This is a genomic window from Paenibacillus sp. FSL L8-0436 (genome assembly GCF_038593025.1).
Lineage (GTDB): Bacteria > Bacillota > Bacilli > Paenibacillales > Paenibacillaceae > Paenibacillus_AQ.
Genome location: NZ_CP151955.1, coordinates 6,191,400 through 6,218,353 on the forward strand (window position 1 = coordinate 6,191,400; position 26,954 = coordinate 6,218,353).

Here is a 26,954-nt window from a genome sequence, read left to right on the forward strand (position 1 = left end):
ACCCCTTATCCAATTATCATTTTGCCTTCCGGATACTTATACAATGCTTTACCCTGTTTCGGGCCGAGCGCATACGCCAGGGTCAGCAGACCCAGCCTTCCGGCGAACATGGTCAGGCAGATCAGAATCTTGCCGACTTCCGTTAATTCCGGTGTCAATCCCATGCTGAGGCCCACAGTGGCGAAGGCCGAGGTCGTTTCGAACAGAATCATCAGGAAGGGGCGTCCTTCCGTGGTGGACAACACCATCGATACGGAAACAATCAGCAGTAAAGCAAGCAGCGTAATTGTCAGCGCCTTGAACACACGCTCCTGCGCCACCCGGTAGCGGAACAGCACGATATCCTCACGTCCGCGCAGCATCGAAACTACCGCCCCGATCATCAGGGTGAACGTTGTTGTCTTAATCCCGCCGCCAGTCGAGCCCGGGGAAGCCCCGATAAACATCAGAATTACGATGAAAAACTGCGAGGCCTGGCGCAGCCCGGCGATATCCACCGTATTGGCACCGGCGGTACGCGGCGTTACCGACTGAAAGAAGGAGGCCCAAAGTTTGCCGCCAAGGTTCAGCGGACCCAGCGTCCGTGAGTTGGTGAACTCGAAAACAAAAATGACTACTGTTCCAATCAGAATCAGCGCCGCCGTCATCGACAGGACAACCTTGGTGTGCAGCAGCAGCCTGCGGCTCTTACGGTAATCCATCAGATCCGACATGACGATAAACCCGATACCGCCGGAAACAATAAGGAACATGACGACGATATTCACAGTGGGATCATTGACGTATCCGGTCAGGCTGCGGTAGCCGCCGAAGATATCAAACCCGGCATTGTTGAACATCGAGACAGCATGAAAGATGCCATAATACAACGCGCGGCCAAAAGGCATATCCACCGCCCAACGCAGCGCTAGCAGGGCCGCACAACTTGCCTCAATAGCCAGTGAATAGAGCAGCACCTTGCGGATCAGCCGGACAATGCCCTCCATCGAGCTCTGATTCATGGCTTCCTGAAGGATAAGCCGGTCGCGCAGCGAAATTTTGCGTTTCAGCAAGAGTGCGAATAAGGTCGCCATCGTCATGAATCCGAGGCCGCCAATTTGAATCAGCACCAGTATGGTAATTTGACCAAAAACGCTGAAATAGGTCCCCGTGTCTACCACCACAAGTCCGGTCACGCAGGTAGCCGACGTTGCGGTGAACAGTGCATCAAGGAAGCTGAGCGAGTGACCCGATGCACTTGAAATGGGCAGCATCAGAAGCAGGGTGCCGATCAGAATGACCGCTGCAAAGCCTAACACCAGTATCTGAGGCGGGGAAAGCTTCAAGAATCTGAATTTGGAAATTTTGGGAAACGGTGAAGCCAAATTCCTCATCCTCTCATATTCGCTTCTGCAAATGAAATAAACACTAAATAAACATACAAATTATATACGTTATTGTCCAACTTCACAAAGGCGATTTACGGATGTGAGATTTTCTACTTGATATTGTATGGTGTGTAGTGGTACACTTCATTCATCAAGTGTATGGCATGTATCCATACACCAATAACACCACTATGAGGGGAGGACCCCATGGACCCATCTATTGAGCTTTTGCCGGAGCAATTCCAAATCAACCCCTCGCTTCCGATTTACGAGCAATTTGTCGAAGCCATACAGGGACGGATTGTCAGCGGCCTTATTCCCCCCGGCTCGCGCCTGCCCTCGGTCAGAGAGCTGGCCGCCGGACGGGGAGTTAATCCGACTACCGCCGCCAGAACCTATCAGGAGCTGGAGAGGATGGGGCTGATTGTCACCTACCGCGGCCAAGGCACTTTTGTTACCCGCGAGGAAGACGTCATCGGTGAGGCGCGCAAAACCATTATGCGCAAGGCAATCCGGGAGTTCAAGGCTGTTGCCGGGACGCTCGGCATCTCTGCTGAACAAATGTTGAATTTCGATAAGGAGGATTCAAATGCCAGTGAATCATAATAAGGATGCCGGGTTGTCAGCAAAAGCTCCGGCAGTAGAATGCAATAATATAAAACTTAAGGTAAAGAAGAAAATAATTCTGGACGGAATCAGCTTTCAAATTCCCCAAGGCAGCTTAACGGGCCTTCTGGGGCCTAACGGAGCAGGCAAATCCTCTCTGCTTCGCATCATATCCGGACTTACGGCAGCAGATTCCGGCTCGGCTCACATCTTCGGAAAACCCGCAGGCGTTCAGTGCCTTGGCGAACTTTCCATGCTCCCGGACCGCAGCAATCTGCCCGGCTGGCTAACCGTCCGGGAGTGGCTCGGCTTTGCCGGAGGCATCTACCCGGACTGGGATGAGGCGAAAGCACAGGAACTGCTCCGTGAGCTTTCGGTCTCACCGGAATCGCAGATATCCGCAATGTCCCGGGGCGAGGAAGCCAGGCTGCAGCTGCTGACCTGTCTGTCGCGCCAGGCACCGCTGGTTATACTCGACGAGCCGTTCACCGGAGTGGATCTAATCTCCAGAGAACGGATCGCTTCGGCGGTCGTGGGTGAGCTGGCGGACGGCGCCCGTACCTTCTTGATCGCAACCCATGATATCCGCGAGATGGAGCTGCTGTTTGACCGGTTGATCCTGATCGGGGAAGGCAGAGTCCAGAGCATCGAAGACGTCGAACTGCTCCGCCAGTCCGGCAAATCGGTAGAATCTCGTTACAGGGAAGTGTTCGCATGACAGCGCTGAAGACACTTGTTCAGTTGGAGTACAGCCGTTTCAGCCCTTCCAGACAAGGGAAATCTAAAAGCATTCTGATTGGCTTATCGCTGTTCTGTGTGATGGTGCTTGTCGGCATGTATCTTCCCGCCACCAGAGCAACGCAGCGTTCGCCATTTATCTTTGCAGCACTGCTGCTATGGATCGTTACGCTGGGCCTGTCCACGCTTCACATCCTGGCATTCCAAGGTCAACAGCACAGAGAATGGTTTTTATCCTTTCCACATTCCCGGCTTACACTGCTCTATGCCAAAGTGGCCAGCCTGCTGAAGCACAGCCTGAACATCGCCTTTTTGGTGATGGCATCTGCAGTTGCCGTATATGCCCTTTCCGCTCTTGCCGGCCGGTATGCCCCGCTTCCGGCTGGGGATCTAATCTACATGCTTGCCGCCTATACGTTGTTCATCATAGCCACGTTGCCTTTAGCAGTAGTCTGGGGGCTAGCAATCACCCTGCTTATGCGTGCACGAAAAGCTGCTGTGCTGCTGGTTATTCCATATAATTTACTGTGGCTGCTGCCGCTTATTTATGCCAGCCTTCTAAGCTCATCCACTCTTGGTCTGAAAGGGGTGGAATATGCCTCTCCGAATGCAGTGTTGATGTATGCAATTGCTCTGATTCTAATCGGATGGCCCTTCTGTTACTTCCTGATGCCGCTTATCGCCCGCAAAGGACTGGGAACAATGGGGGAACTCCGATCAGCCGCTCTTCCCTCATCTGCAAATTCAAGATGGGGAAAGAACGCCAAAACAAACACATTCACCATCCGCAAAGCGCCATTCACCACTCTGTTCCGGCTCCATACCAGCGGGGTGCACCGAATAGAAAAACATCCGAACATAGTCATCCTGAAGCTGGTAGTGCCGCCGCTCCTCATCGCAGCTGGTTATTACGGATCAACAGACGGATTAGCTATCCAGTCCGTCTCAAGAGCGTTGTTTATGATGCCCGTTCTGTTCGGTTTCCTGTGGATGATGAGCCGCAGCAGCCTCGAACGCAAACAGCTGCCCTGGCTGCTCGGCTTCCCGCAGAGCCGGTTGGCTGTACTGCTGTCCGGAGTTGCTGCTGTATGGGTTACTGTTATGCGGATCATCATTGTTCTGGCGCTTTCCGCTTTTGCAGGGAGTATTATAAGCTTCATTACAGGCAAGATCGATCTGCACAATCTGTCTTACGCCTTGACATGGCTGCTCTTTTCATTTCTTCTTTATACACTTGCACTGACAATAACCTTTGGCCTGATGCAGGCCGAATACTATCTGATGAAATCATCGGCACTATCTTTACTTCTGCTTCCGATCGTGCTTCTGGGCACCCTGCATAGCGTCCTGATCAATAGATTTATGATCCCTAAGGAAATGCACAGCGGTGTAATGCCGGACTGGAGCCTGCTGGGCTGGATTGCGCTCATTGGCCTGCCTCTTGCGGTATGCTGTATTTTTGCGGGAGCCAAATATTATCACCTCATCTTAACTCCGCAGAAGAAGGCTGCAGCCCAAACAAAACAAGCATAAGCTTGGCAATCTTCACGTAAACGTAAAGGGGTAAGAGGAAATTTCTTTGATGTCACTTTCGGGAACAACAAAAAATAGCGTGTTAGAGTGGTTTGGCACTCAAAAAATTATAGACAGAAAAGAAAGCAAAATATGCCACATCAAGTAGAAGAAGCCGCAGACTTGACTATCTGTTGATATGCTCTTATATGTTATTTCGTATTCTACCTGCTCTAAGAGTTCTTATTGATAGGCATACTTATCCAATGAAAGTAATTACTTTTTTTGACAAGTTACCAATAAAGCTATTAACTATGTATCCGACATAAGAAATCCCTCCAAACTTCACGGGGTTTGGAGGGATGCTTTAGATATTCAGGCATGAAGAATGACCCGCCAAAGCGCCGTTTTTTTATTCGGCGGGTAATATCCATATAAATGTTATTATATTAAAATAACCTATTTCTTTTCACTCTTTCCCCATGACAAACGGATAGATAAAAAAGCAAAAATAGTAATCACCATATATGCCATGTACAACAGATAAGTTGTTTCTAATCCCCAAGGAAATGAACCCTCTGGATGTCCCAATGCATAACATATAAACCCGACAGCTCCAAGGTCTGTTGAACGACGAATTTTTTCTTTTGCCGTCGTCCGGCAGATTTCAAAAGTTATTTCATTCTAATTTTTTGGCTCTTTCGGTACAAAAATCGAAAACAGAATATAGGCCACGAGTCCGCTTCCGTATACTGCAAAAAATACCGCCCAGAGTAACCGTACCACTTTGGGGTTTACATCAAAGTATTTGGCAATACCGCCACAAACGCCAGCAATCCATTTTCCTTGCCTGACCCTATATAATTTTTTTTTCATAAGTGCAACCACCTCCCGGATTATGATAAATAGTTTGTAACTTCAATTATTTTTACTATGTTTTAGCCCTTTCAGTATAAAGGCAGAAAGCCCCCCGCAAAGCAGTAAGCTGATGCAACTAAGTATTACTTGACTTGTTGATGCGTCATAGTAGCCAGAAATAGTAAATACAGCCGTAATGGGATAAAAGGCTTTTAGGAAATTTGACATACTCATAAATAGTCCGGCAAAAGAATAAATTTCAGCAAATAATAACGCAAGCCAATATCCCTTTTTCATACGCGATACAAAAGCAATGATGGGTGAGATAGCAAGAAATATACCTAAGCCATCCAGAAAATATGCTTTCAGAAAACCTAAAACTATTTCTACTGACAAATCGGAAAAATGTAAAATCGCCTCAACCAAAAATGTTATAGCAAAGAGCAGCAAGTAAATGAGTATGCTGAATGCGAAAGTAATAATCATTTTTGCAACGATCAATTTCGCTTCATTTATGGGAATAAGCCGCAGAGATTTCATAGTGTCATCCTCTTCTTCACGACAAATCATATAACTGCCCAAAAGGGCAATGACCGCAGGAAGAACAAAAAAGGTTGCCCATGGTTGAGCCACAGTCATATACCAGCCTGCATTGTCTATATTCCGAGAGCCATCATACACATCCTGCCCTCCTAAAAAGACAATAACCGCTACCATAACTGTTGCAAAAACTGCAATCCAAACAATATTTGAACGGCGAAGCTTTTGACGTTCCGCCCAAAGTAATTTTAGCATTCTTTCACCTCACTTTCTTCTTCCCAATGCGATATTCGCAAGCAATACCGCAGCAATATCCCAAACGCAAATACAAAGAAATGCCAATGGAACATTAATTGCTTGTGTAAATACAATACCCGGGATATCTCTATTTCGCGCAATTATAACTGCCATACTGGATAACGGGTGAAGATACATATTTACCGTTATTAGAAAGAAGCTGAGAAAGGTATAAACCAATGTCATACAAATAGGAATGATGTATCCTTTTTGCGACGCAGCTATTGCCAAAATCGGCAGCATAGCAAAAGCAGTAATAACACCAATCTCTAAACATTTTTCCAGCAAATATAAAACGCTTCCCCATTCAAATGCGACATATCCGGGAAGTACACTGAACATAACAGACGCAACGGCTGTAATCAGCATGAAACAAATGGAGTAAATCAAAACTACAAAAAATTTGCTGAAAAAGTATCCCATTTTGCTGATGGGCACAATCCAAAGTTGTTTGAGCATATCGTGCTGGTTTTCATCGTACATAAGCATGGTGCAAAGTATTCCCAAAACGAAAGGCAAGATAATCAAAAACGTATAACCAAACGCTGACCATTTATAAAACTGTACCGGGTCACCACCTGCTTCCCCCACATATTGGAAGTATATTAGTGCGAAAAACGGCATAAAGAGGGCGGCCAACAACATTAGCCAGAGAAGTTTCCTGCGGCGCAGTTTAAGGAATTCTATTTGAATAAGTCTAAGCAATGCCTTCTCCTCCTGTGATTTTTTTGAAATAGTCCTCTAAGGTGTCATTACAAAGCCCCGAACTGATAACGGTCACATTCTGCGTCACAAGGGCTTTATTGATTTCACCCATATCCAGAGCGGTGTCATAAAGCCGTAAAGTATGGTCGTCTTGAACAGAATAATCTTTCAAGTGAAATTGACGTTCTAAAATCAGTGATGCTTTCGGAATGTCTGAAACTTGCAGCAGGATATATTTGCGGTTTTTCTTTTCCAGTTCGCTCATGCTGCTTTCTTCCAAAAGAACGCCGTGGTCGATGATTCCAATATCATCAGCCAATAATGAAATTTCCGAAAGAATATGACTGGAAATAAGAATTGTCTTTCCTCGCTCAACGCTCAAATTCTCAATAAAATCTCTTACTTCTGCAATGCCGATAGGGTCAAGACCGTTTGTAGGTTCGTCCAAAATCAGCACTTCCGGGTCATGCAAAATAGCGTTCGCAATACCAAGACGCTGCTTCATTCCAAGGGAATACTTACTAAACAACTTTTTGTCTTTATAAGGTAATCCTACTACTTTCAATGCGTCTTCAACTGCGTGTGGGGCGGCTGTACCACGCAGCTTCGCAAAAATCTCCAAGTTTTCCGTTCCTGTCAAATTTGGATAAAATCCCGGTGTTTCGATAATAGCACCGATACGGGGATATACCCGTTTTTCTTGACCTTTGATATTTCGTCCTAATACATCTACCTCGCCAGATGTGATTGGAGTCAACCCTAAAATCATTTTCATAATAGTGGTTTTCCCGGCTCCGTTGCGCCCTAACAGACCGTAAATCCGACCTTTTTTTACATGGAGATTGACTGAGCTAACTGCTGTCTGCTCTCCGTAAATTTTTGTCAGTTGTTTCGTTTCAATCACAAAATCATTCATATAAAATTCCCTCACTTTCGATAACTGTGCTTTCGCAATGTGATAACCGAACTAAAGGCAGAAACAATCACAATTAAAAGTATAAAACATTAACCTTGCCAAAACCTTGCCGTAACCTTGTTTTTATCTTGTTTTGGCAGTAATAAAGGGGCTGTCCCATAGGTGGAGTTTCCGGCGAATGAGACAGTTTTATGATTAAAATTGACCGTAAAAAGCAACAGAGCAGCGATTCTCCTGTTATTGGAGGATCGCTGCTCTGTGTTTTTGGTCATTCGTTGAACGAATAGGGCATAATCCTCTTCACTTCGCAGGATTTGTCGAGCCTGTTCCATATGCGGCTGGAAGCAGCGGGTGTCCACCCTGCTTTGGTGGTGCACGCTGTACGCCAAGATGAACTGTTTTCGGTTCCGATCTGTACATTGTAACCTGGTTTGAGTTGACCATTTCGCATGTGGTCTTTTTTCATCCGCATGAAGGTCGCAGCCGGATCCATTCGCTGGGAACGGAAGTCCCCGGATTTTCACCGCTAAGGAGAATCAAAAAAATCTGAGGGCAACAACGATTGGAACAACAGTCCGTTCGCGGAGCGTCCACATCAAGTGCTCAAGTTGATCTTATTCAAAAACAAGGGCTGCCCCAAGCAACCATTTCATGGCTTTTGGGACAGCCCCTTTTGGCAATAAAATCGTGAATGTAGTTCCAGAGCCAGGAATGCTGGCCGCTGTAATCGTTCCTTTGTGGGCGCTGACAAGCTCTTTAGAAATAGAAAGCCCAAGCCCGTTTCCTTTGGCAGACCGTGAATGGTCGCATTGGTACATTCTTTCAAAAATATGTGGGAGATTATCAGAAGATATCCCTTTCCCGTTGTCTGTTATTATAATTTCGGCTTGCTGTTCATTCTCAAAAATACGCAGCGCCATATTATCCCCCTCACTGTGGGTAATAATATTTTGGAATAGATTATTGAGAATACGGGTATATGCGTTTGTGTCTATGTGCATGAAATACTCTGTTTCAGGTATATCAAATTCATATTCAAAATGGCTGTTTTCTAAACTAGGAATCCAATCAGCTATAATATTACGGGATAACTCATTCAAATCAAAAATCTCAAAATGAAAAATTTGTTCCCCGGAATCTAATTTAACCCATTCAAACAGATTTTCTACAAAACCTTTTAAGTGCTGGGCTTTATCAGACGCAACATGGATATATTCGTCCTTTTCTTCTCCTACAACAATTTTACTTTCGATCGCTTCCAAATAACCAACCAAAGAAGCAAGTGGAGTTTTCACATCATGGGAAAGACTTGCCATTAGCCGTTTGTATGCCTGCTCTGATTGCTTTTGCTGAATAAGCTGTGATTGGCTGTTGATTGCAATTTCGTTAATACCATAACAAATTTGCCTTGTCATATCGCTCTCCGTTGCTAAAACACGTCGATTTAGGTTTCCATTTTTTATATCTTCTAAAGCGTCTTTTATAAGTGCAAGCTGTGTTTGGACACGCCGTAAGACAGAAACAAGGTACGCTATAATAAGCAGGGCAAGAACCAACGCAAAAAGCAGATAAATACTCATATTTATGTCAAGCCTCCTTATTAAAACGATAGCCTACACCTCGGACAGTTAAAATATAAAATGGACGGTTGGGGTCTGGTTCAATCTTTTTCCGCAATTTACTGATGAAAGACATAATGTTACTATCGTCAAAAGCATATTCTTCTTCCCACACTTGTGTATAAATCTGTTTTTTTGTAAACACCCGTCCTTTATTAGAAGATAGAAACGAAAGCAAATCAAACTCTTTGCTTGTAAGCTCAACTTGAATATCATTGACAGAAATACTGCGGTTTGCTTTATCAATGACCATTCCTCTCAGCACCATGCACTCCGTATCTATTCCGGTCGTAGGGTTTAAGGTGGTATAGCGGCGGATAAGAGAATTGACACGAGCCATCAGTTCGTTAATACTGAATGGCTTTGTCAAATAATCATCTGCACCAAGCCGCAGCCCGGAAACTTTATCTTCCTCGTCATTTTTGGCAGTTAGCATGAGCACCGGGATATTACTTGTTTCCCTAATTTTTTTCAGAACTTGAAAACCCCCTATATCCGGCATCATTACGTCCAAAATCACAAGAGAAAGAGAGCAGTTATTTTTATTTTCGTCGGCCAGTCGCAGCCCCTCCACGCCGCCATGTGCAATAATAGCAGATAAATTCTCTTGCTCTACACATTTTTTCATAAGAGCACAAAGCTCTTTGTCATCGTCTATGATTAAAACTCTATTTTTCATTTTCCCCTCCCATATCCATCCTCTTTTTACTTGCGTCCGCTGGTTTTTCTGCATCCCTTGGGATTGCCCATGCACGACCGAAGCGAACCGCTCCGTCAATTCTTTTTTTCTCATATTTGCTTCTATGACTTTTAGGGTATACACCAAAGCGAATAAAATCAAGACACGTAATCTTAACTTTATCAGTCCGTACAGTCCTCTCACTTTTTCCTTAATAGAAGTGAGGGGCATTTTTCATGCCTTCTCTCTTGTGGAAAGGAGTGTGTTCGTAAATATGAAACGAGGAAACTTTTTTGTTGTACAAAATCAGATTTTTGATTGCAAGCTGTCTCCGATCGCATTTTTTGTTTGGCGAGAGGAATAGATACGCTGACATAACTTTTTGTCCGGTACCGCAAATTGTTATGTCAAATATTTAAGAAATGATGCAGTGTGGGATTTATCTTCTCAATTTTTTCTTTAAAGGAATAAAGATATAATTATTCTCTTCTCTGTGGATGACAACAACAAAATAATCAAAAAGATGGAGTGACCTTTGAAAAACACAAGAATAATGAACTGGATTCGCAATTTATTTTCTAAGATGAGAACGACATTGGCTGACCAGTTAGGCGAGATTGATGTGAGTGTGTATGAACAGGCAGTGAAAATCGGTAAGAGAAACTACACGGTGAATTTTCATTTTCTCCCTGAAGGCAGAAGCATAGAGGACTGTGTGGAAAGCGTAATCGTTTCAAATGCACAGGCTCAGGCAACGTAAATTTAGTGGTTTTTGGTATAGCTTTTACAGGCATGTTAGGGTATCCTTGTGTTGCAAAACGCAAACCCTGACACGCTGTTTCATTTTGAAAAGGAGGATTTGAAGTAAATGAAACAGCAGCAACAATGACTTTGCTCCATTCAAATTTATCGGAACGATCTTTATGCAAAGGACATCAGCAAAAAGATCAGAGCTTCCAAAACGCAAAGTTTTTGAATGGAGAACAGCTTGTTTCATGCTTCCCGAAAGTGCCAACAACATTCCTGTAACCGCACGCCAAGTGATACTATAATAAGAAAAGCACAAAGCTTAAGGAAAAGAGCAGGATCAATTCATCACAAGGAGGCGTTTCATGAATTCCGTCGGCCAGCCCTTACAGCAGCGGCCTCTTTCCATCAGACTTATCGTATCGGGCATTCTGGGTCTTATCGTATTTATTATGTTCCAGGTAGCTCCCCAGCTCCTTTCGGGTACCCATGGAGAAGATACCACCGTCATCAGCAAGAACGAAGCCCGTTCACATGCCGCCGCATTCGCAGCCCAGCAACTTGGCCATACGGAGACAGCAAATGATCATTGGACCGTCGTTTATCAGACTGATTCGGACTTCTACGGATATATGTCCCGGGAGAAGCTCCTGCAGGACTACTCCAAAAACAAGCTGGATCAGCGTTATCCCTTTGACGTCTATCATGCTGTGCTTCAGGCTTCTGGAGAAAAGGACCCCAACCTTGCCGTCGATCTCAATATGTACACTGGAGAGGTTGTGGCCTTTGCCCGCGGTGCCAGCATCAAATCCGAGAACGGATCCAGTTATGGAAGCGCTCCGGCTGCTGCCCGTGCAAACAGTGATTCTTCGCTTTCTCTGGATAAGAAGGAGGAGCTCGCCCGCCCGTGGCTCAAGCAATGGGGAGTAAATCCCGCCAAGCTGCAGATCGAAGCCGGCACAAATGAATACGGGCTTGTCTATACAGACCATTCGGTCAAAGTCGGAGAAACTCTGCTGCGTTATAACTTTAATTTCCAGGATGGTGAGGTTTCTTACTTCAGGGCCGGATTTTCCGCTCCCTCCTGGCATACTTCGTATGTAGAGGACCAGACCTCGCTGGCCCAAACGCTGACGCGCTTTGGCTACGGCCTGCCGACACTGGCTCTTGGCATTCTCGCCTTGATCTACAGCATTCTGAGAAGAGGCCATACTTCCTTTGTGCGCGGCATCTTCTTAAGTTTGGCCCATTTTGTAATCATGATGGTCAGCACTTACAATATGCTGCCGGAATCCGGCGGTGACAGCCCTGAAGCCCGGATAACCTCTGCCATCTTGTTCGTCATTTACGCCTTATACAGCCTGCTGATGTCCTCCCTGCTCTACTTCTCGCTCGTTGGAGGCAACGGCTTATGGCGCAAGGAGGAAGGCCTGAATCCCTGGCCCCGCGCCAAGGAGCCGGGATACGGCAAATATGTGCTCGACAGCATGCGCACCGGCTATATCTGGGCCTTTATCCTGCTTGGTGTGCAGACAATTATGTTCATCATCTTGTCGCTCACGCTGCATAACTGGTCCACCACGGACGCCAGCCAATCTCCCTACAATATGAGATATGCCTGGCTGCTGCCGATCGTCGCTTGGCTTGCCGGCCTGTCCGAGGAAGCCGTCTACCGCCTATTTGGCATCCGGATGCTCAAAAAAGTCGTCCGCAACACCTTCATCGCCTCGCTGATCACGACGCTCATTTGGGCTTTCGGCCATACACTGTATCCGATTTACCCGATTAGCTCGCGTCCGATCGAGCTGACAGTGATCGGGCTGCTGTTCAGCTATATTTTCCTGCGCTACGGCTTTATCGCCGTCATGTTCAGCCATGTCGTGTTCGACAGCATTCTGATGGGAGCCACGCTGATCTTCATGAAGGAGAGCGTAAATATAGGCGCCGGAATCGTGACGCTCATCCTGCCATTCGTGGTCGGTTACATCGTGTACCGGTTTAACCCCCCGAATAAGCCAGGGAATACAAAGCCGCTGGAACCGGTAGGGCCGCTGGCAGAGAATTAAATATTCCCTAGATTACAAAAAAAGCCGAACCCCAAAAGGTTCGGCTTATCATTTGTAAGATTGCGTTGTGGGTAAGACTGCTATACGTTACTCCTTTGCCGGCTCCTCATCTTTAAGTGCCTCAAGAATCTGCCCCGCCAGCTTTTCGCCAATGGAGAGGGGGCGGAAATCCTCAATCGAGGCCTCCTTAATTTTCTTGAGTGAGCCGAAATGCTTCAGCAGCAGCTTCCGCCGCTTATCACCGATGCCCGGAATGGAGTCCAGCTTCGAGGTGACCATCGACTTGCCGCGCTGCTCGCGGTGGAAGGTGATCGCGAAGCGGTGGACTTCATCCTGGATACGCTGCAGCAGATAGAATTCCTGGCTGTCCCGCGCCAGCGGCACCGGCTCGGCAGAGTCGCCGATCAGCAGCTGAGCGGTTTTGTGCTTGTCATCCTTGACCAGACCGCAGACGGGAATGTAAAGACCGAGCTCGTTCTGCAGGATGTCGATGGCCGAGGAGATCTGCCCCTTCCCGCCGTCGACCACAATCAGATCAGGCTGCGGCAAATCTTCCTTCAGCACCCGCTCATAACGCCGCCGGATAACCTCGCGCATCGTTTCATAGTCATCCGGCCCCTGGACCGTGCGGACCTTGTATTTGCGGTATTCCTTCCGGGCAGGTTTGCCGTCAATGAATACCACCATCGCCGATACCGGATTGGTTCCCTGAATATTCGAGTTATCGAAGGCTTCTATCCGGCTGAGCGATTCCAGACCCAGGCTCTGGCCGAGGCTGAGGGCCGCTCCAGAGGTCCGTTCCTCGTCCCGTTCAATGAGACGGAACTTCTCGTCAAGCGCCACACGGCTGTTCTGGCAGGCCATGCCGACCATCTGCTTCTTGAGCCCGCGCTGCGGCACAAGCACCTTGACGTTCAGCCATTCCTGCAAGGCTGCCGCCCCTCCGGCCGCATCCACAGTGCCGGCTGCAGCAGCTTCGGCCGCTGCGGCTTCACGCTCTTCTGCATCCTCTGCCATATCCTGCGCCGTTACCTGACCAGTCTCCGCCGCAGCTTCATCAGCGGAGGCCGCCTCGGCAACAAGCGCTGTGAACGCACCCGCACCGGTCATACCACTGTCACCGGAAGCCGTGGCCTGAGCCGGTTTATCCGTGTTTTCCTCCAGCTTATCCGGCAGCAGGATCTCCTGCGGCAACGCCGGATTGTCGCTGTAATACTGCGTCACATAAGACATAAAGTCACTGTAAGCCTCTCCGTAGAACGGAAAAGCAGACGAATGACGCTGAATCATTTTACCCTGCCGTATGTACAGAATCTGCACACACATCCAGCCTTTATCCACAGCATAGCCGAAGACGTCGCGGTCCTTGGTATCCGCAGTGTTAATCTTCTGCTTCTCCATCAGGGCATCGATGTGGATGATCTGGTCACGCAATTCCTTGGCCCGCTCGAAGTACAGCTCCTCTGCGGCTTCCTGCATCTTTTGCTGCAAATCCTTCTTAACCGCTTCATGGCCGCCCCCGAGAAAAGCGGCAATATTCTGTGTGATTTCCTCGTAGGCGGATTTGGGCACTTCCTTCTCACAAGGTGCCAGGCACTGGCCCATATGATAATAGAGACAGACCTCTTTCGGCATTACTCCGCATTTGCGCAGCGGATACATCCGGTCCAGCAGCTTCTTTGTCTGATGGGCCGCGTATGCATTCGGATAGGGTCCGAAATATTTCGCTTTATCTTTAATCACCCGGCGCGTAACCTCAAGGCGCGGATGAGCTTCATTCGTTATTTTCAAATACGGGAACGTCTTGTCGTCCTTCAAAAGCACATTGTAACGCGGCATATGCTTCTTAATCAGGTTACACTCCAGAATGAGCGCTTCCATATTGCTGGAGGTCACGATGTATTCAAAATCAACAATATTGGCGACAAGCCGCTGGGTTTTACCATTATGGCTGCCTGTAAAATAAGAGCGGACGCGGTTCTTCAGCACTTTGGCCTTGCCCACATAAATGATGGTGCCTTCTTCATTCTTCATCAGATAGCACCCGGGCAGGTCGGGCAGCAGTGCCAGCTTATTGCGGATATTATCGTTATAGTCCATGATTTCTCCCCCACCTAGACTTGGCTGCAGCTTATAAGGTAAGTTTAGCACACAAAGCGCCTCCGGATAAACCGGAGGCGCTTTGGCGATTGGGCCGAAAACGGCCCAAGTACAGCAGCATCAAATGAAATTATTGATGTTTAGCTACGATATTCTTAAGGGAATCCTTGGAGTTCAGTCCTACAACTTTATCCACGGGTTGGCCGTCTTTGAAGAAAATCAGCGTAGGAATGCTCATTACTCCAAAACGGGAAGCCGTTTCCGGATTCTCATCTACATTCAATTTAGCAATTTTAACGCTGTCTCCCAGCTCGGTGGACAATTCCTCCAGAATAGGGGCAAGCATTTTGCAAGGGCCGCACCAAGGTGCCCAGAAATCTACTACAACAGTACCTTGACCTTCCACTTCGCCGACGAAGGATTGGTCAGACACGTTCACGATAGCCATGATATTGTTCCTCCTTTAAGTTTTGCGAAGCAATATCCGCTTCTATAGCGTACGCTAGTTCGAGCGAATTCACTCCGAAATGTTAGCGGGATAAAATGTTTCATGTAATATGATAACCAAATTACCATTTACCGACACATCAACAGTATAACATATATACAGTGCTTTTGGGAAATGTTTTAGACAATTACATTGTATAAAATCTATTTTTTGTAAGATAAACTCATCTTTACATCTCACTGCTGAGTTCGTATACTTGAGGAAAGCGCATTAATTGTCAATGACTTCTCTCACATGTATAACTGTAACCTATTTAAGTGCAGGCATGCAACCGCAAGGAGGAGCAAGCTATGGATGTCAATGCTAAGGTCCGGGACCCGCGGGAACACTTCAATGAGGAGCCCCGCAACGATTTAGGTGATTTATTGGCCGGTTTTTTTGGAATGACGGGATTTATGACGCTTGTTTTCTTCGGAATGGTAATCGTCAAATTCATTCTCTCCGAATAGACAGGCAGGTTTTATCACACAGCGCAAACCTCCAGCCTTTCCCCACAAGGAAAACACTGGAGGTTTGTTTGCGAGAAATCGAAGGATAAGTTATCGTGTGAAACCTATAAATTCTTATATTTTCAAAAAAAACAGCGGCGCCTTGGACTTAACGTCCCGGGCTGCCGCTGTTTGTATGTTTATTATAAAGCTGGCTCTTCGCCTTATCTGCCTGTTCCGCGCTGATTCTCCCCGTGCAGGGGAATAACCTCCACAAACGGAGCGATACGGTCCATCAGCCGCTGGCCTTTGTAGAGCTCTTCGCCGTCCTTGCTGGTGAAGCTCAGATGCTTCTCCAGGCCGTCCAGCGGATAATTCGAGGTATAGAAGGTAGGTTTACGGTTCATCCGGTAGTTGAGGATTGCTCCGAGCACATGGTCGCGGGCCCACGGATTCAGGTTCTCCGCACCGATGTCATCAAAGATAAGCAAATCGCAATTCTTCAGGGTATCGACGGTTTCCTTCAATTTCTGGCCGTCCAGCATGATCGACTTCAGATCCTCGATAAAATCGGGCATGTACACAATCACACCGCTATACCCTGCAACCGCCAGCTCATGGAGCAGGTAACACATCAGGAACGTTTTGCCTGTTCCGAAAGTGCCGTGCAGGTAAATCCCCTGCGAAGTAAGTCCGTTTTCTTTGATTCTTTCAATATAATCAAATATTTTATTCACGGCTGAGGCCCTGCGCGGGTCCTTGCCCATAATATCCATCTCGTCATAACCGCCGTTCAGCACACGTTCGTCTACATAGAAGCTGCGGATCCGTTTGCGGATGCTGTCCTGATTATCCTGTGCCACCTTAAGATTGCAGGCTGTCTTGCGTTCATATAGATCCGACGAGCCGTTAACGGTCTCAACTGTAAGCTTGCTGTAGTGCCCGGGAAAATCGTTCGGGCATTTCTCCAGGCCGGGACAGTTTGCACAGTGGCGGCTCTCCTCGACATATTGATATAACCGGCTCAAGTGAACCTTGAGCCGCGACTCCTCCAGCTCCGGATGCTCAGCCTGCAGCTGCTTGACCAAAGGATGGTTCAGCAGATTCTGCTCAAGATCACGCGAACGCTGGCGCAGAGCGGAATTGTTCATCGAACGCAGCACTTCGCCCATAGACTCCATTGCCATTTCCGCACCTCGCTTTCTTTACGGCGTCTTCGAAACGCCCTTTTTCTTACTGGCCTTAATCTCGGCCGCTTTCTTCATCATCGCCGCGAATTCCTCTTCCGATACGGTTCCGGCACTGCCGTCATCCAGCACCATCGGAATTTCCGGCTTGGCGGAGCGCCCGTTCTTCGCATAAGAACGCTGGCGTGTTCCGGACGCGCCGGTGGAGCCGGATGCCGCGCCTTTGCCCTTGACCTTCGACTGGTCACGGATGTAGCGCACCGCCTTCTCGTACGTGTTCACCTGTTTCACCAGCATATTGGAGGCGATCGCCTCAACGAAATTGCGGTTCATCCGCTGGTCGCCGCCCGAAGCCACCATCGTCATCAGATAGTGAATCAGCACATTGATGACTTCACCGCTGAGTTTGTAGTTCAGATCTATTTTCTCAAAAATATCCATCAGCTGGCCCGGCACCGCACCCGGAAAAAAGGTTTGCAGCAGCCGTGTATAAGGCTCGTTGCGCAGCATCATATTATATTGGTGAATATCACATTTGGACATGAATTGCGGAGGAACCTCCACATAATATTCCATCTCAACCGACTGCTCCGGCGGAGCAATGGAATCATCACCTTCCTCAGCCGCAGCTGAGCGCAGCGAGACTACCTTGGCCGCAGCGATCTCCCGTTTCTCCTGCCGCTTCATATCCTGGCGGAAATGCTGGCTCGCCTTGTATTGCAGCGTATCAAGAATGACCTCGCCGTCAGGCGTAAAGACCCCGTCCTCATCCAGCAGGCGGCTTAAATCCTGGGGACTCAGCTCATACTTATGGGCCACATAATTAATGACACCCATCTGGGTATGATCAAAACGCAGCTTCTCAACATGAACCCGGTTGACCGATTCCCTGGGGAACCGCAAAATAATATCGCTGTAGCCGATGGCCGGCTCGCCGCTTTCGCGCGTCCCCGGCTGGCGGACTGTAGCCACCTCGGCCAGCGCCTGCTCCAGCTCATAATCTATCACATGGGTATTCAATTGAAAGATATCATAAAAGGGCAGGGAAATATTCTCTTTGCCAATCGACCGGCGGCTCCATTCCTCCGGCTCGCGGTTCCAGAACTGCTCGCGCAGCGACAGCACAGCGAATTTGCCGATCTTGTCCCGCAGGAGCAGCGTCAAATGCTGAGTTGCAAAAAATTCAGCCGGCGACAGCGGCGGCAGCAGCTCGTATTCATACATATAATCCTCGGTTTCCCCGACATAGATCCGGCAGGTCTGAAGCAGCCCCACCGCTTCCAGCCGGGAAGCCTGATCCACTAAATATTTGCGGCCCTTCTCATTCGGTTCAACTCCAAGCGTCATAAACAGCCTGCGCTGCTGCTCCACTGTGGAGTAGCCGATTGCTTCAGCCGGAATATGTTCAAACAGCAGCCTGTAAAGGCTGATTGCAAAGGCTCCGACCATCGGCTGATAGACCGAACCCAGCATACGTCCATCCACACTGCTTAGACCGAATTCGCGGGAAACGCAGTACCGATGATGTTCGGTGAAATGATGCAAGTTGCTCATGCGCATCTGCGGATACCTCCCCCTTTTCTACACGAATTCATATAGATTTCTATTCTATCACAAAACACCCGGCCGGAAATGTAAAAAAAGAACCAAATAAGGCGCATTTCGCCGCATTATCGGCCCCTTATGAACACTTGCTGGCGATAGCGGGCAAAAAAGAAAAAAACGGCCTGAGTGCAGCCGTTTCTGTGTGATGTAAATCTTTATCAGAACATTTTATAGCCGCCAAGCCGCAGTTTCTGGATCGTCCAGCCGCTGAGCACCGCACCCGCAAGTCCGGCAATCCCTGTAAGATAATCCACAATATGAAAGGTGGACAAATGCTCCCAGAGCGTCATGGCGCTTCTATCCCAGATGGAATAAATTACGATCGGCAGAATGACAATCACGAACAGATATGCGGGAAACCAGGTGGTCTTCATTAACATATTGAGGATAAAACCAATGCCGAACATCATGACAAAGAATAAAACGGCCAGAACCAACACAGGAATAAATCCCATCGTACCGCCATCCCCTCTCTCTATAAAGAACCGCACACTAAGCCTTAATTAATAGTAAGTTTACTAGAAAAAATGTAACGAAGCAATGAACATTATTGCAGCTCACGCTCCATTCATCTCAAATGCCGGTGTCAGGGTTTGCTCTGGGCCTCCCGCATGCGATACAATGCAAATAGATCAATCGGATCATACATAGAAGCGTATGCTTTCGAAGCTGGTTTTAAGCAAAGTTATTTCTACTTTTAAGGAGTGAGAACATGAACGAAGCCGCTTTGACACTGGAAGGCTGGTATGCACTACATGACTTCCGCTCGCTGAACTGGACGGCCTGGACGGCTGCCGATGATGAAGAGCGTGCCGTTGCCCTGGAGGAGCTGCATGCTTTTATGCAGGAATGGGGCCCGGTTGAAGAAGCCAAGGAAGGAAGCTCCGCTGTATACGCCATTGTCGGCCAGAAGGCTGATTTCGTGATGATGTTTCTGCGCGAAAGCCTGGAAGCTTTGAATAGCCTTGAGACCGCCTTCAACAAAATCGCCTTTGCCCAATATACCACCAAGTCCTACTCTTACGTCAGTATTGTAGAACTTAGCAACTATGCTGCCGGCGGAAGCGCCGGGGATGGCAGCGATCCCATGCTGAATCCGCATGTGGCAGCCCGCCTGAAGCCGATTCTGCCGCAAGCCAAACATATCTGCTTCTATCCGATGAACAAGAAACGCGAGCTTGCTGACAACTGGTACATGCTCGATATGGAGAAACGCCGTGAGCTGATGTATTCCCACGGCCTAATCGGACGCGGTTACGCCGGCAAGGTAAAACAGATTATTACCGGCTCCGTCGGTTTTGATGATTGGGAATGGGGCGTTACACTATTCGCCGAGGATGCGCTCCAGTTCAAGAAGCTGGTCTACGAAATGCGTTTCGACGAGGTCAGCGCCCGCTACGGCGAATTTGGACCTTTCTATGTCGGCAATCTGCTGACTCCGGAGAGCTTCGAAGAGATGCTGAAGCTGTAATCCCCGGACAGCCGCATACTGTATTTCACATCATGGCTTTTATGCCGGGTTCATAGATACACACAAACAGACCGCAGCCTAACCGCTGCGGTCTGTTTGTGCGTTTGCTTTCCGTTACTGCCTATTTCATATACTGGAGCAGATTCACAATCATTTGTGCACTTTCGGCACGTGTACCGTTCTGCTTCGGCTCAAAGCGTCCTGCGGCACGACCCTGCAAGAGATCTAGGCGCACGGCCTCTTCAATAGCCGTCTTGGCCCATTGCGGAGCGTCTGCTGTATCGGCAAAAGCTGCCGCAGCTGAAGCTGTGGTCACCTGTGTCTCCGCTGCATACCCGTAAGCGCGAATGAGCATAACTGCCATTTCCTGACGGGTAATTTCAGCTTCCGGCCCAAAGGCGGAACCCGACAAACCGTTCACAATTCCGGCCTGCTGCGCCGCAGAAATTGCCTCCGCATACCACTTGTCCGGCTGGACATCGGCAAACCCTGTAGGCGTATGCCCGCTGAGTCCCAGTGAACGCACCAGCATTGCTGTGAACTCTGCGCGGGTAACCGCCCGGCCCGGATCGAACCTTTCTCTAGACACTCCCTGCACAAGCTGTTTGGCAGACAGCTGCTTCACTGCGCCGGTTGCCCAGTGCTCTGCAGGCAAATCACTAAAGCTTTTGTCGTATTGCAGAACGGCATATTTACTGAAATGGCTCACAGCTGTGCTCAGCCTGCCTTCGGTCCATCTACCGCCGGCATACTCAAGCGCCCCGTCTTCTCCAATATAGTAAATACCCAGCAGCTCTTTATTCCCCTGTGGAATTGCCTCATAAGCAATAGTAACCGGTTGTGCAAATTGCGATAAGACGAATTCCTGGCCCTGCTTTGTTGTAAGACTAAGCTTCCATTCCCTCACTTCACTTGCCGCTTCCAGCCATGCTCCCGACATTTGCGCTGCACGGGTGATCAAGGCCTGCGCGGTATCGCTGCCAACCGCCTCAGCAGCCAATGAGATGGTGCTGCCAGGGATTGCGCCTTCCGGTACCTTGCTGCTTAATTCGGCGAGCACTCCGGCAGGAATCACCACGGACAAGCCGGTCGATCGGATTCTAAGCGGAGCCTTGCCGAGCAATTCGCCGGCATTCCCTGGCAGGATCAATTCCGTCCAGGCTGGATCGGCTGTAATTACAACCTCCCCTTGCGCATTCCGCTCTCCGGATAACCGGGCAGCTGCAATCTCCACGACTCCGGGTTCCGGCGTTGCCGCAGCTGTCGGAGAAGAAGTAGGGGAGATCACCACGCCAGGTGCCGGGGGTGAGCTCGGTGTTGGTGTTGGTGTTGGTGTTGGTGTTGGTATTGGCGTTGGTGTTGGTACTGGCGTCGGCTCTTGTCCGGCAGCGGTCACCACCAGCCCGTACTCTGCACTCATCCCGTTATACTCCCCACGGACTTTTACTGTTCCTGCACTTAGCGCGTGTATTTCCCCAGACTTGCTAATCTCTGCCACTTTAGAATCGGAGGTTTCGAACAGAACCCCCTTGGCCAGCTTCACAAGGCTGCCGTCACTGTACACGGCTTGAACTACCGCAACGCCCTTGCTTCCCTGTTCCAGGGTTTCCGGGCCTTCGATCTCCAGACCGGTCATAACTGGCGCACCGTCCGTTGACACCGTAAGCTTATACTGGGCGGCCAGTTCTCTGTACGTTACCGAGATCACAGTTGAACCAACAGCATGTGCCTCAACCTGTCCTTGATCGTCAACCGTGGCCACATCAGTATTCTGGCTGGAATAACTCAGCCCTTCAACTACGGCTATCCGCTTTCCGGAGGCATACACAGCTTCAGTTACCGTCTGATCGGTATCTCCCGCCCGTAATACTTGCTTGCCTTGCAGAGAGAGCGACTCCAGAGCATCCACGTCTATCTTGCTCTCCGCATATATAGCAGGGTAGCCTTCAACGGCTGCCCTTACGACTGCCGTCCCCGGCTTAAGGGCGGTCACTAATCCGTAAGTATTAACCGTTACTGTGTTCTCCGGCTGCTCGGAAACAACAGACCAATGGATTTTTACCTTGGAGGCATTGGCAGGAAGTACCTGCACATGCAGCTGCATACTTTGTCCAGGCTCAAGCAATGCTTCCGTACGGTCCAGTGTAACGGATTCCGGGGCCACTTTGGCAATGACCAGTTGATCAAGCTCCTGTCCGTCAACCGTTCGGGCAGTGACGGTAATCCCGTCATTTTTTATTTCAACCGCAGTAAAGATTTGCTCGTCCTCGTCATAAATTTTCTCCTGCCAGAACCTTTCGGTCAGCGCATAGAATTTGGGACCGGATGATCCGCCGATGACATACCGGGTGCCCTCGCCTTCGGCAACCTGCTGCCCTCCGTTCATCGGATAGGAGCGCATATAGATGTGATCATGTCCGTTCATCACCAGATCTACTTTATGCTTGTCAAATACCGGCACCCAGACCTGCTGCACCCGTTCATTGGCATAGATGCTGCCGTAAGGTCCCTGATGGAAGAAAATAATCTTCCACTTCTTGTCCGTGGCTGACAGATCCTGATCGAGCCACTGGGCCTGCTCCTTATACTCCGCCTCGCCATGCTCCGTGTTCATCACCACAAAATGGGTGTCTTTGATATCAAATGAAAAGTTTGTTCCCTTAACACCCGCTGCCCCGTTCTGCGGGTTATTGAACTGGGCCAGATAATCCCCGTCACCGTTCGTGCCCATCACTTCATGGTTCCCGATAATCGGCACAAGCGAAGTGTGCATCAGCTGTTCCTGTGCAGCTCCGAACCACCAGTTCCATTGCTCCTGCTCGAAGCCCTTGTCGACCATATCTCCTGCATGTACAAGCATTTCCGCATCCGGCATGTACTGGAAAGCCTGCTGCGCAGTATTCTTCCATAGCTCGAAGCCTGCCTGCGAATCCGCCTGCGAATCTCCAATAAAGAGGAACTTGGTGGCTTCACGCTCTCCACCGCTCGTTACAAATGTACCCTGGGCACTTACATTCGCCGCTCCGTCCCCCACCCGGTATACATAGGCCGTCCCCGGTTCAAGATTAGCCGCTTCCGCTTTATGCACGCGCATCGTTCCATCGTTATTGCTGTTGTAGATGGTGCTCGCGCCTTCAATTCTGAGCACGTTGCTGCCTTCGAAGCCGGTGAACTCAGCTTGCTTGACCAATTCAACTACACTGCCCTCTGTCTGCGGCTGAGTCTGCCAGGCAAAACGCCGGCTGGTATCGGCATCCTCACCCATGGTCACATTGATGTTGCGCGGGGCTGCCGTGCCGTCATAAGGCGCTACCTTAAACGTCATCACCGGACTATAGGCGTTGCCTTTTACCGCCTGCAGCTTGAACGTCCCTTCCCCTACAGTAGCGGACTTCGTGGTCAGCAGCCCATCCGCACCGGATGCTTCCTCTGCTTCCACACCGTCGATCAGCAGTTTGGCTCCCTGGAAGGCCGCTCCCCCCTCCATTTCACTTACCGAGAAGGAAGCCGCCAGGCCTTTGGCGATCTCATAATGATTCCAGGCCAGCTTAAGCTGCGTCATCACTGTACTTTCAAGTGAAGCACCAATGAAGCTGATCGGCGTTCCGCTGCCCTCTGTCGAGGTGACAGAGCCGGAGGTATTCTCAATAGTCAGCGGTTTGCTTAGCTGTCCTCCAAGCTGTTCCAATGTATAAGGCCCGATATAATCATTGCGGACCGTATATTGAATCTGGCCCAGAAGGTCGCTGTCTTCAAGCTCTGCTTCATGGATCCGGTTCAATTTCAGCAGCACTGTACCCTTGGCCGCGTCGATAACCGGTTCGAGCTGGCCTTCTGTCAGCTTGCTGCCTGCAATCACTTTCAGATCACGGACAGCCGCAGGGTCAAAGGCAAAAGCAACTGAACCCTCCTTCAGCTTATCCGCCTTCTCCGCCATTATATCCACAGTGTAGGTATTCCCGGCGTATACAACCTCAGGCGTGACATATTTATAGAAGGGAGATCCCAGATTCACTGTGAAATACCATTCCTTAATCGTCTGATTGCCGCTGAGGTCGCGGATCGCAAGCTTCACCTTATGCCGGCCTTCCGCAAGCGGAAGCTTGGGCTTGTACGTAATTTGTCCCTTAGGAGGATAGAAGCCGTGCTCTACGAGCTGGTCGTCAATAAATAACCGCACTTTCGAGGCATCGATTAAAGTAGTTCCCGGATGTGCAACCGGATCGTAGCCGGCATCCTCTCCGTTCACCGAAAGGGCCGGCGTTGCCGTCTTGATCATCTCATTAGCGCCAGGATACTCATTTTTAATGACCGGCGGTGTTTGGTCTTCTTCCAAGGGGCCATAGAGGGCGCGGATATCATCCACATAAATGGCACCCTTTGTTTTTTTCAGATTGCTAGTCTCCATATAACGGACAGGCATATCCATCGACAACGGGGTTGTTTTACCTTTAGGCACCGCCACTTCGACATATTTCCAGCCTGTCCAATTCACACCGTTCACCTGATCAGTGTAATCTACCGGAACCGCCGCATTGTTGCCGTCGCGGATCTGGCCGCGCAGCCAGTGCTTCTGCCCGTCTCCATAGATCCACATACTGATTTTCTCCGGATAACCCGGTATCTGAATCCGGTTCTCTGTCGACGTTGCCGCGACATAAGCTCCTGAGGTGCCTGTTTTTCCAATAAAATCATATTCCAGCTTCAGCGCCCTGTCTCCGCTGCGGATAAAGTCCTGATCTGTCACTTCCTCCAGCGTTACGCTGTTGGCTGCCGCACTGGCTGCCTTATATTTGTCGATCCCCGCTTCAAAATTCTCCAGCATAACAGGCGGCAAACCGACATTCACTTCAAAGGAGGTTTCCACACTGCCATATTTCACGTAAATCCTACCGTTTTTTCCGTTCTCATTGCTTGCCTGAAACCACCCGTTCTCATCCACCGTGCCAATTTCACCTTCCACACGCCACTCAAAGCTATGGTTGTCAGCCTGGATAGTCTGTCCGCCCCGCAACGCCTTTACCGACAACTGGGCGGACTGGCCGGATGTGTATGTCTTGATTTCATCGGGGAATTCCAGCTCCGTCAGCGTTTCGACGACTTCAATCTCGCCTTCTCCCTCCGCATTCCCGGCAGCCGCCCTAATTTTGCCTACTCCGGCAGTAGAGCCGGCAGTAAAGACACCCTGTTCATTTATAGTCCCCAGAACCGGATCAACTTGCCAATTCAGCGCCCCAGTGTACGCAGCAGGGTGGCCATTTTCATCCATGCCTGCAGCAGTGAAGGTAAAGCTGGAACCTTTCAAAATCCTCTCAGCATTCGGCTGGATCGCAAGCTTCGAGGCCACAGTCAATTCAGGAGCGGTGTTGACGAGCAGCAATCCGTTGCCGGTCTGCCGTTCAAAACCGTCCGACCCCTGATTCAGCATCTTGACTCCATTCGTCCCCGGCATTTTCGCCACAAAGGTCGAAGATCCTCCCCCATCCAGATTCATGGCGTATACGACGCCAAGATCCTTGAGGATTTTTGCCAGTTCCTCTGTTTCCACCCCTTCGCTGAACCCGGGAGAACGGCCGTCAATTTCAAAAAGCACCACGCTGCCGTCTGCTTTCGTACCAATGGCTGTCCGCGGATGCACTCCTGCCGGCCCGACACCCGTTTGTACAACCCCGTCTTTGATTAGCGGTCCCTGCCCACCGATTGCCAGTGCGACATCCTTCCATTCGCCCTTCAGTGCAAATGCGGCAGTGACCTCATCTCCGGGTGCCAATCCTTGCAATACGGCCCTGGAGGCGCCATGCGCAGACAACACCACCTTGCCTTGGGCAAGCGGAGTATCGCCTTGGCTTGTCCGGACCTCCGATACCTTCAGCTTCAGGGTTTGTCCGCTTTTGACTTCGCCCTCTGCGATATCCAGTACGATTTCATCGCCATCAGCAGTTGATTTCGTTGAGCTGTTGTAATCCTTCGTATAGAGTACGAGCTGATCCGTATTCCGGTAACGGTTGATACTGTTCAGCGGCGTTGTTTTCCCGTTCACCGTCACGCTCATAGACAGCTCCGGCTGTCCATAAATAGAGGTGCCATCCGCTTTTAACCCAAAAGCATATGAGCCGCCGCTGTTCAGGATAACCCCCTCATCCATAAACAAGCCATTCGGAACACCGGTGGCATAGCCGGATATTTCATAGAAATCACCGTTAATGCCTGCAATTACACGGTTTCCCGATGCATCCGCATATGTTGCCATACCTGTTACACCCTGCATTCCGTATACCTTGCCGTTTTTCGTTCCGGCCCGCAGCTGCAGGCCTGTATTCTGCGGATTGAACTCCACAGTATGTACTTTTTGCCGTCCTCTTTCATCTTTAATATCCATCCAGGTATAGATCGCACCCGGTGCCAACTCCGTCTTGCGCATATCCATAACCGTTCCGTATTCGCTGGCTGGCAGTTCAGCAATAGCGGCATTCGCCATTGCACCTGGCTGAAACATAGATAAGAGCAACAGAAAAATGATTGCCGGATTGAACTTTCGCAGATGTCTTTGCACTTCGTTATACCCTCCCAGTGGTTGTCGCATTTTGTCTAAATTTGGACAATCTCATAGGGTACATCTTATGTGCTGAACATCAGGAGAGAATAAAATAGGGTAGGGTGTATTGTTAACACTGGCATGAATCCGTTAGTGCGCGCAGAAAAAAAACGGAAAACTCCCCGTCACCGGAAGCTTTCCGTTTCATATTAGGCTTGTTGCTATTCGTCCGCATCATCATCCCGCAAGCTCTCCAGATATTCAGCCGTTGCCCGGTCGCGGGCCCGGCCCTTATCCTTCAAGCGTTCGATTGCCGGGAGAATGAGCACATCAATTTCCTTCTGGACATGATAAGCCAGATCATACCGGCTTTGATCCTCGAGATAGGAACCGGCCTCAATCAGGCCGTTATAGCGGTCCAGCTCTTCACGCGTCAACAGTCCGCGAACTTGCACGCTGCAGTGGCGCAT

At 49.3% G+C, this 26,954-nt stretch carries 21 protein-coding genes; 7 read left to right on the top strand and 14 right to left on the bottom strand.

Going from position 1 to position 26,954, the window contains the following annotated elements; translation table 11 throughout:
• Positions 1 to 5: 5 nt before the first annotated feature.
• The gene (locus NSS79_RS28595) at positions 6 to 1,364 is read right to left on the bottom strand and encodes a TrkH family potassium uptake protein (RefSeq protein WP_342437103.1); all 1,359 of its coding nucleotides are present in this window, start codon (positions 1,362 to 1,364) and stop codon (positions 6 to 8) included.
• Positions 1,365 to 1,574: 210 nt separating this feature from the next.
• Between NSS79_RS28595 and NSS79_RS28600 the strand changes: the two genes are divergently transcribed.
• The 3 genes from NSS79_RS28600 to NSS79_RS28610 are packed head-to-tail and all read left to right on the top strand — an operon-like array spanning position 1,575 to position 4,244.
• Entirely contained in the window at positions 1,575 to 1,973 is a 399-nt protein-coding gene (locus NSS79_RS28600; RefSeq protein ID WP_038596091.1) for a GntR family transcriptional regulator, read from the top strand.
• Positions 1,957 to 2,691, top strand: a complete 735-nt coding sequence (locus NSS79_RS28605; protein ID WP_342437104.1) for an ABC transporter ATP-binding protein — start codon at positions 1,957 to 1,959, stop codon at positions 2,689 to 2,691. The genes NSS79_RS28600 and NSS79_RS28605 overlap by 17 nt, the downstream gene beginning before the upstream one ends.
• Positions 2,688 to 4,244, top strand: coding sequence for a hypothetical protein (locus tag NSS79_RS28610; protein WP_342437105.1), 1,557 nt, complete (start codon positions 2,688 to 2,690; stop codon positions 4,242 to 4,244). The genes NSS79_RS28605 and NSS79_RS28610 overlap by 4 nt, the downstream gene beginning before the upstream one ends.
• 663 nt (positions 4,245 to 4,907) lie before the next feature.
• Here the strand turns inward: NSS79_RS28610 and NSS79_RS28615 are convergent.
• From NSS79_RS28615 to NSS79_RS28640, 6 genes are all read right to left on the bottom strand, one after another.
• Positions 4,908 to 5,099 (bottom strand): PspC domain-containing protein, encoded by a 192-nt coding sequence (locus tag NSS79_RS28615; protein WP_342437106.1) that lies wholly within the window; start codon positions 5,097 to 5,099, stop codon positions 4,908 to 4,910.
• Between the two features lie 42 nt (positions 5,100 to 5,141).
• Positions 5,142 to 5,876, bottom strand: coding sequence for an ABC transporter permease (locus NSS79_RS28620; protein WP_342437107.1), 735 nt, complete (start codon positions 5,874 to 5,876; stop codon positions 5,142 to 5,144).
• Between the two features lie 9 nt (positions 5,877 to 5,885).
• Positions 5,886 to 6,623 carry an ABC transporter permease gene (locus NSS79_RS28625; RefSeq protein WP_342437108.1) on the bottom strand — a complete coding sequence of 246 codons (738 nt, stop codon included), beginning with the start codon at positions 6,621 to 6,623 and terminating at the stop codon, positions 5,886 to 5,888.
• Positions 6,616 to 7,539: an ABC transporter ATP-binding protein gene (locus NSS79_RS28630; protein WP_342437109.1), complete on the bottom strand. Its 924-nt coding sequence runs from the start codon at positions 7,537 to 7,539 to the stop codon at positions 6,616 to 6,618. Before NSS79_RS28630 ends, NSS79_RS28625 begins: the two co-directional genes overlap by 8 nt.
• 614 nt (positions 7,540 to 8,153) lie before the next feature.
• Positions 8,154 to 9,119: a HAMP domain-containing sensor histidine kinase gene (locus NSS79_RS28635; protein WP_342437110.1), complete on the bottom strand. Its 966-nt coding sequence runs from the start codon at positions 9,117 to 9,119 to the stop codon at positions 8,154 to 8,156.
• Between the two features lie 7 nt (positions 9,120 to 9,126).
• Positions 9,127 to 9,837: a response regulator transcription factor gene (locus NSS79_RS28640; protein ID WP_342440460.1), complete on the bottom strand. Its 711-nt coding sequence runs from the start codon at positions 9,835 to 9,837 to the stop codon at positions 9,127 to 9,129.
• Between the two features lie 595 nt (positions 9,838 to 10,432).
• On the opposite strand from NSS79_RS28640, the gene NSS79_RS28645 reads away from it, so the two are divergent.
• Positions 10,433 to 10,597: a hypothetical protein gene (locus NSS79_RS28645; RefSeq protein ID WP_342437111.1), complete on the top strand. Its 165-nt coding sequence runs from the start codon at positions 10,433 to 10,435 to the stop codon at positions 10,595 to 10,597.
• A 352-nt stretch (positions 10,598 to 10,949) separates the two neighbouring features.
• Positions 10,950 to 12,650 carry a CPBP family intramembrane glutamic endopeptidase gene (locus tag NSS79_RS28650; protein ID WP_342437112.1) on the top strand — a complete coding sequence of 567 codons (1,701 nt, stop codon included), beginning with the start codon at positions 10,950 to 10,952 and terminating at the stop codon, positions 12,648 to 12,650.
• Between the two features lie 87 nt (positions 12,651 to 12,737).
• Here NSS79_RS28650 and uvrC read toward each other — a convergent pair whose 3' ends face one another.
• The gene (gene uvrC, locus NSS79_RS28655) at positions 12,738 to 14,750 is read right to left on the bottom strand and encodes an excinuclease ABC subunit UvrC (protein WP_342437113.1); all 2,013 of its coding nucleotides are present in this window, start codon (positions 14,748 to 14,750) and stop codon (positions 12,738 to 12,740) included.
• Positions 14,751 to 14,880: 130 nt separating this feature from the next.
• Positions 14,881 to 15,198, bottom strand: coding sequence for a thioredoxin (gene trxA, locus NSS79_RS28660; RefSeq protein WP_038596102.1), 318 nt, complete (start codon positions 15,196 to 15,198; stop codon positions 14,881 to 14,883).
• A gap of 350 nt (positions 15,199 to 15,548) precedes the next feature.
• Here trxA and NSS79_RS28665 point away from each other — a divergent pair, with 350 nt between their 5' ends.
• Positions 15,549 to 15,707, top strand: a complete 159-nt coding sequence (locus NSS79_RS28665) for a YqzM family protein (protein WP_144024388.1) — start codon at positions 15,549 to 15,551, stop codon at positions 15,705 to 15,707.
• A gap of 203 nt (positions 15,708 to 15,910) precedes the next feature.
• Here NSS79_RS28665 and dnaI read toward each other — a convergent pair whose 3' ends face one another.
• The 3 genes from dnaI to NSS79_RS28680 all read right to left on the bottom strand — a co-directional run bounded on the left by dnaI (position 15,911) and on the right by NSS79_RS28680 (position 18,933).
• Entirely contained in the window at positions 15,911 to 16,867 is a 957-nt protein-coding gene (gene dnaI / locus NSS79_RS28670) for a primosomal protein DnaI (RefSeq protein ID WP_038600668.1), read from the bottom strand.
• A 24-nt stretch (positions 16,868 to 16,891) separates the two neighbouring features.
• Complete coding sequence (locus NSS79_RS28675; protein ID WP_342437114.1) at positions 16,892 to 18,433, bottom strand: helicase DnaB; 1,542 nt, start codon at positions 18,431 to 18,433, stop codon at positions 16,892 to 16,894.
• A gap of 203 nt (positions 18,434 to 18,636) precedes the next feature.
• Positions 18,637 to 18,933 (bottom strand): YuiB family protein, encoded by a 297-nt coding sequence (locus NSS79_RS28680; protein WP_038596106.1) that lies wholly within the window; start codon positions 18,931 to 18,933, stop codon positions 18,637 to 18,639.
• A 257-nt stretch (positions 18,934 to 19,190) separates the two neighbouring features.
• On the opposite strand from NSS79_RS28680, the gene hemQ reads away from it, so the two are divergent.
• The gene (gene hemQ, locus NSS79_RS28685; RefSeq protein ID WP_038596109.1) at positions 19,191 to 19,949 is read left to right on the top strand and encodes a hydrogen peroxide-dependent heme synthase; all 759 of its coding nucleotides are present in this window, start codon (positions 19,191 to 19,193) and stop codon (positions 19,947 to 19,949) included.
• Positions 19,950 to 20,070: 121 nt separating this feature from the next.
• Here hemQ and NSS79_RS28690 read toward each other — a convergent pair whose 3' ends face one another.
• The gene (locus NSS79_RS28690) at positions 20,071 to 26,502 is read right to left on the bottom strand and encodes a phosphodiester glycosidase family protein (RefSeq protein WP_342437115.1); all 6,432 of its coding nucleotides are present in this window, start codon (positions 26,500 to 26,502) and stop codon (positions 20,071 to 20,073) included.
• 203 nt (positions 26,503 to 26,705) lie between these two features.
• Entirely contained in the window at positions 26,706 to 26,954 is a 249-nt protein-coding gene (locus NSS79_RS28695) for a hypothetical protein (RefSeq protein WP_342437116.1), read from the bottom strand.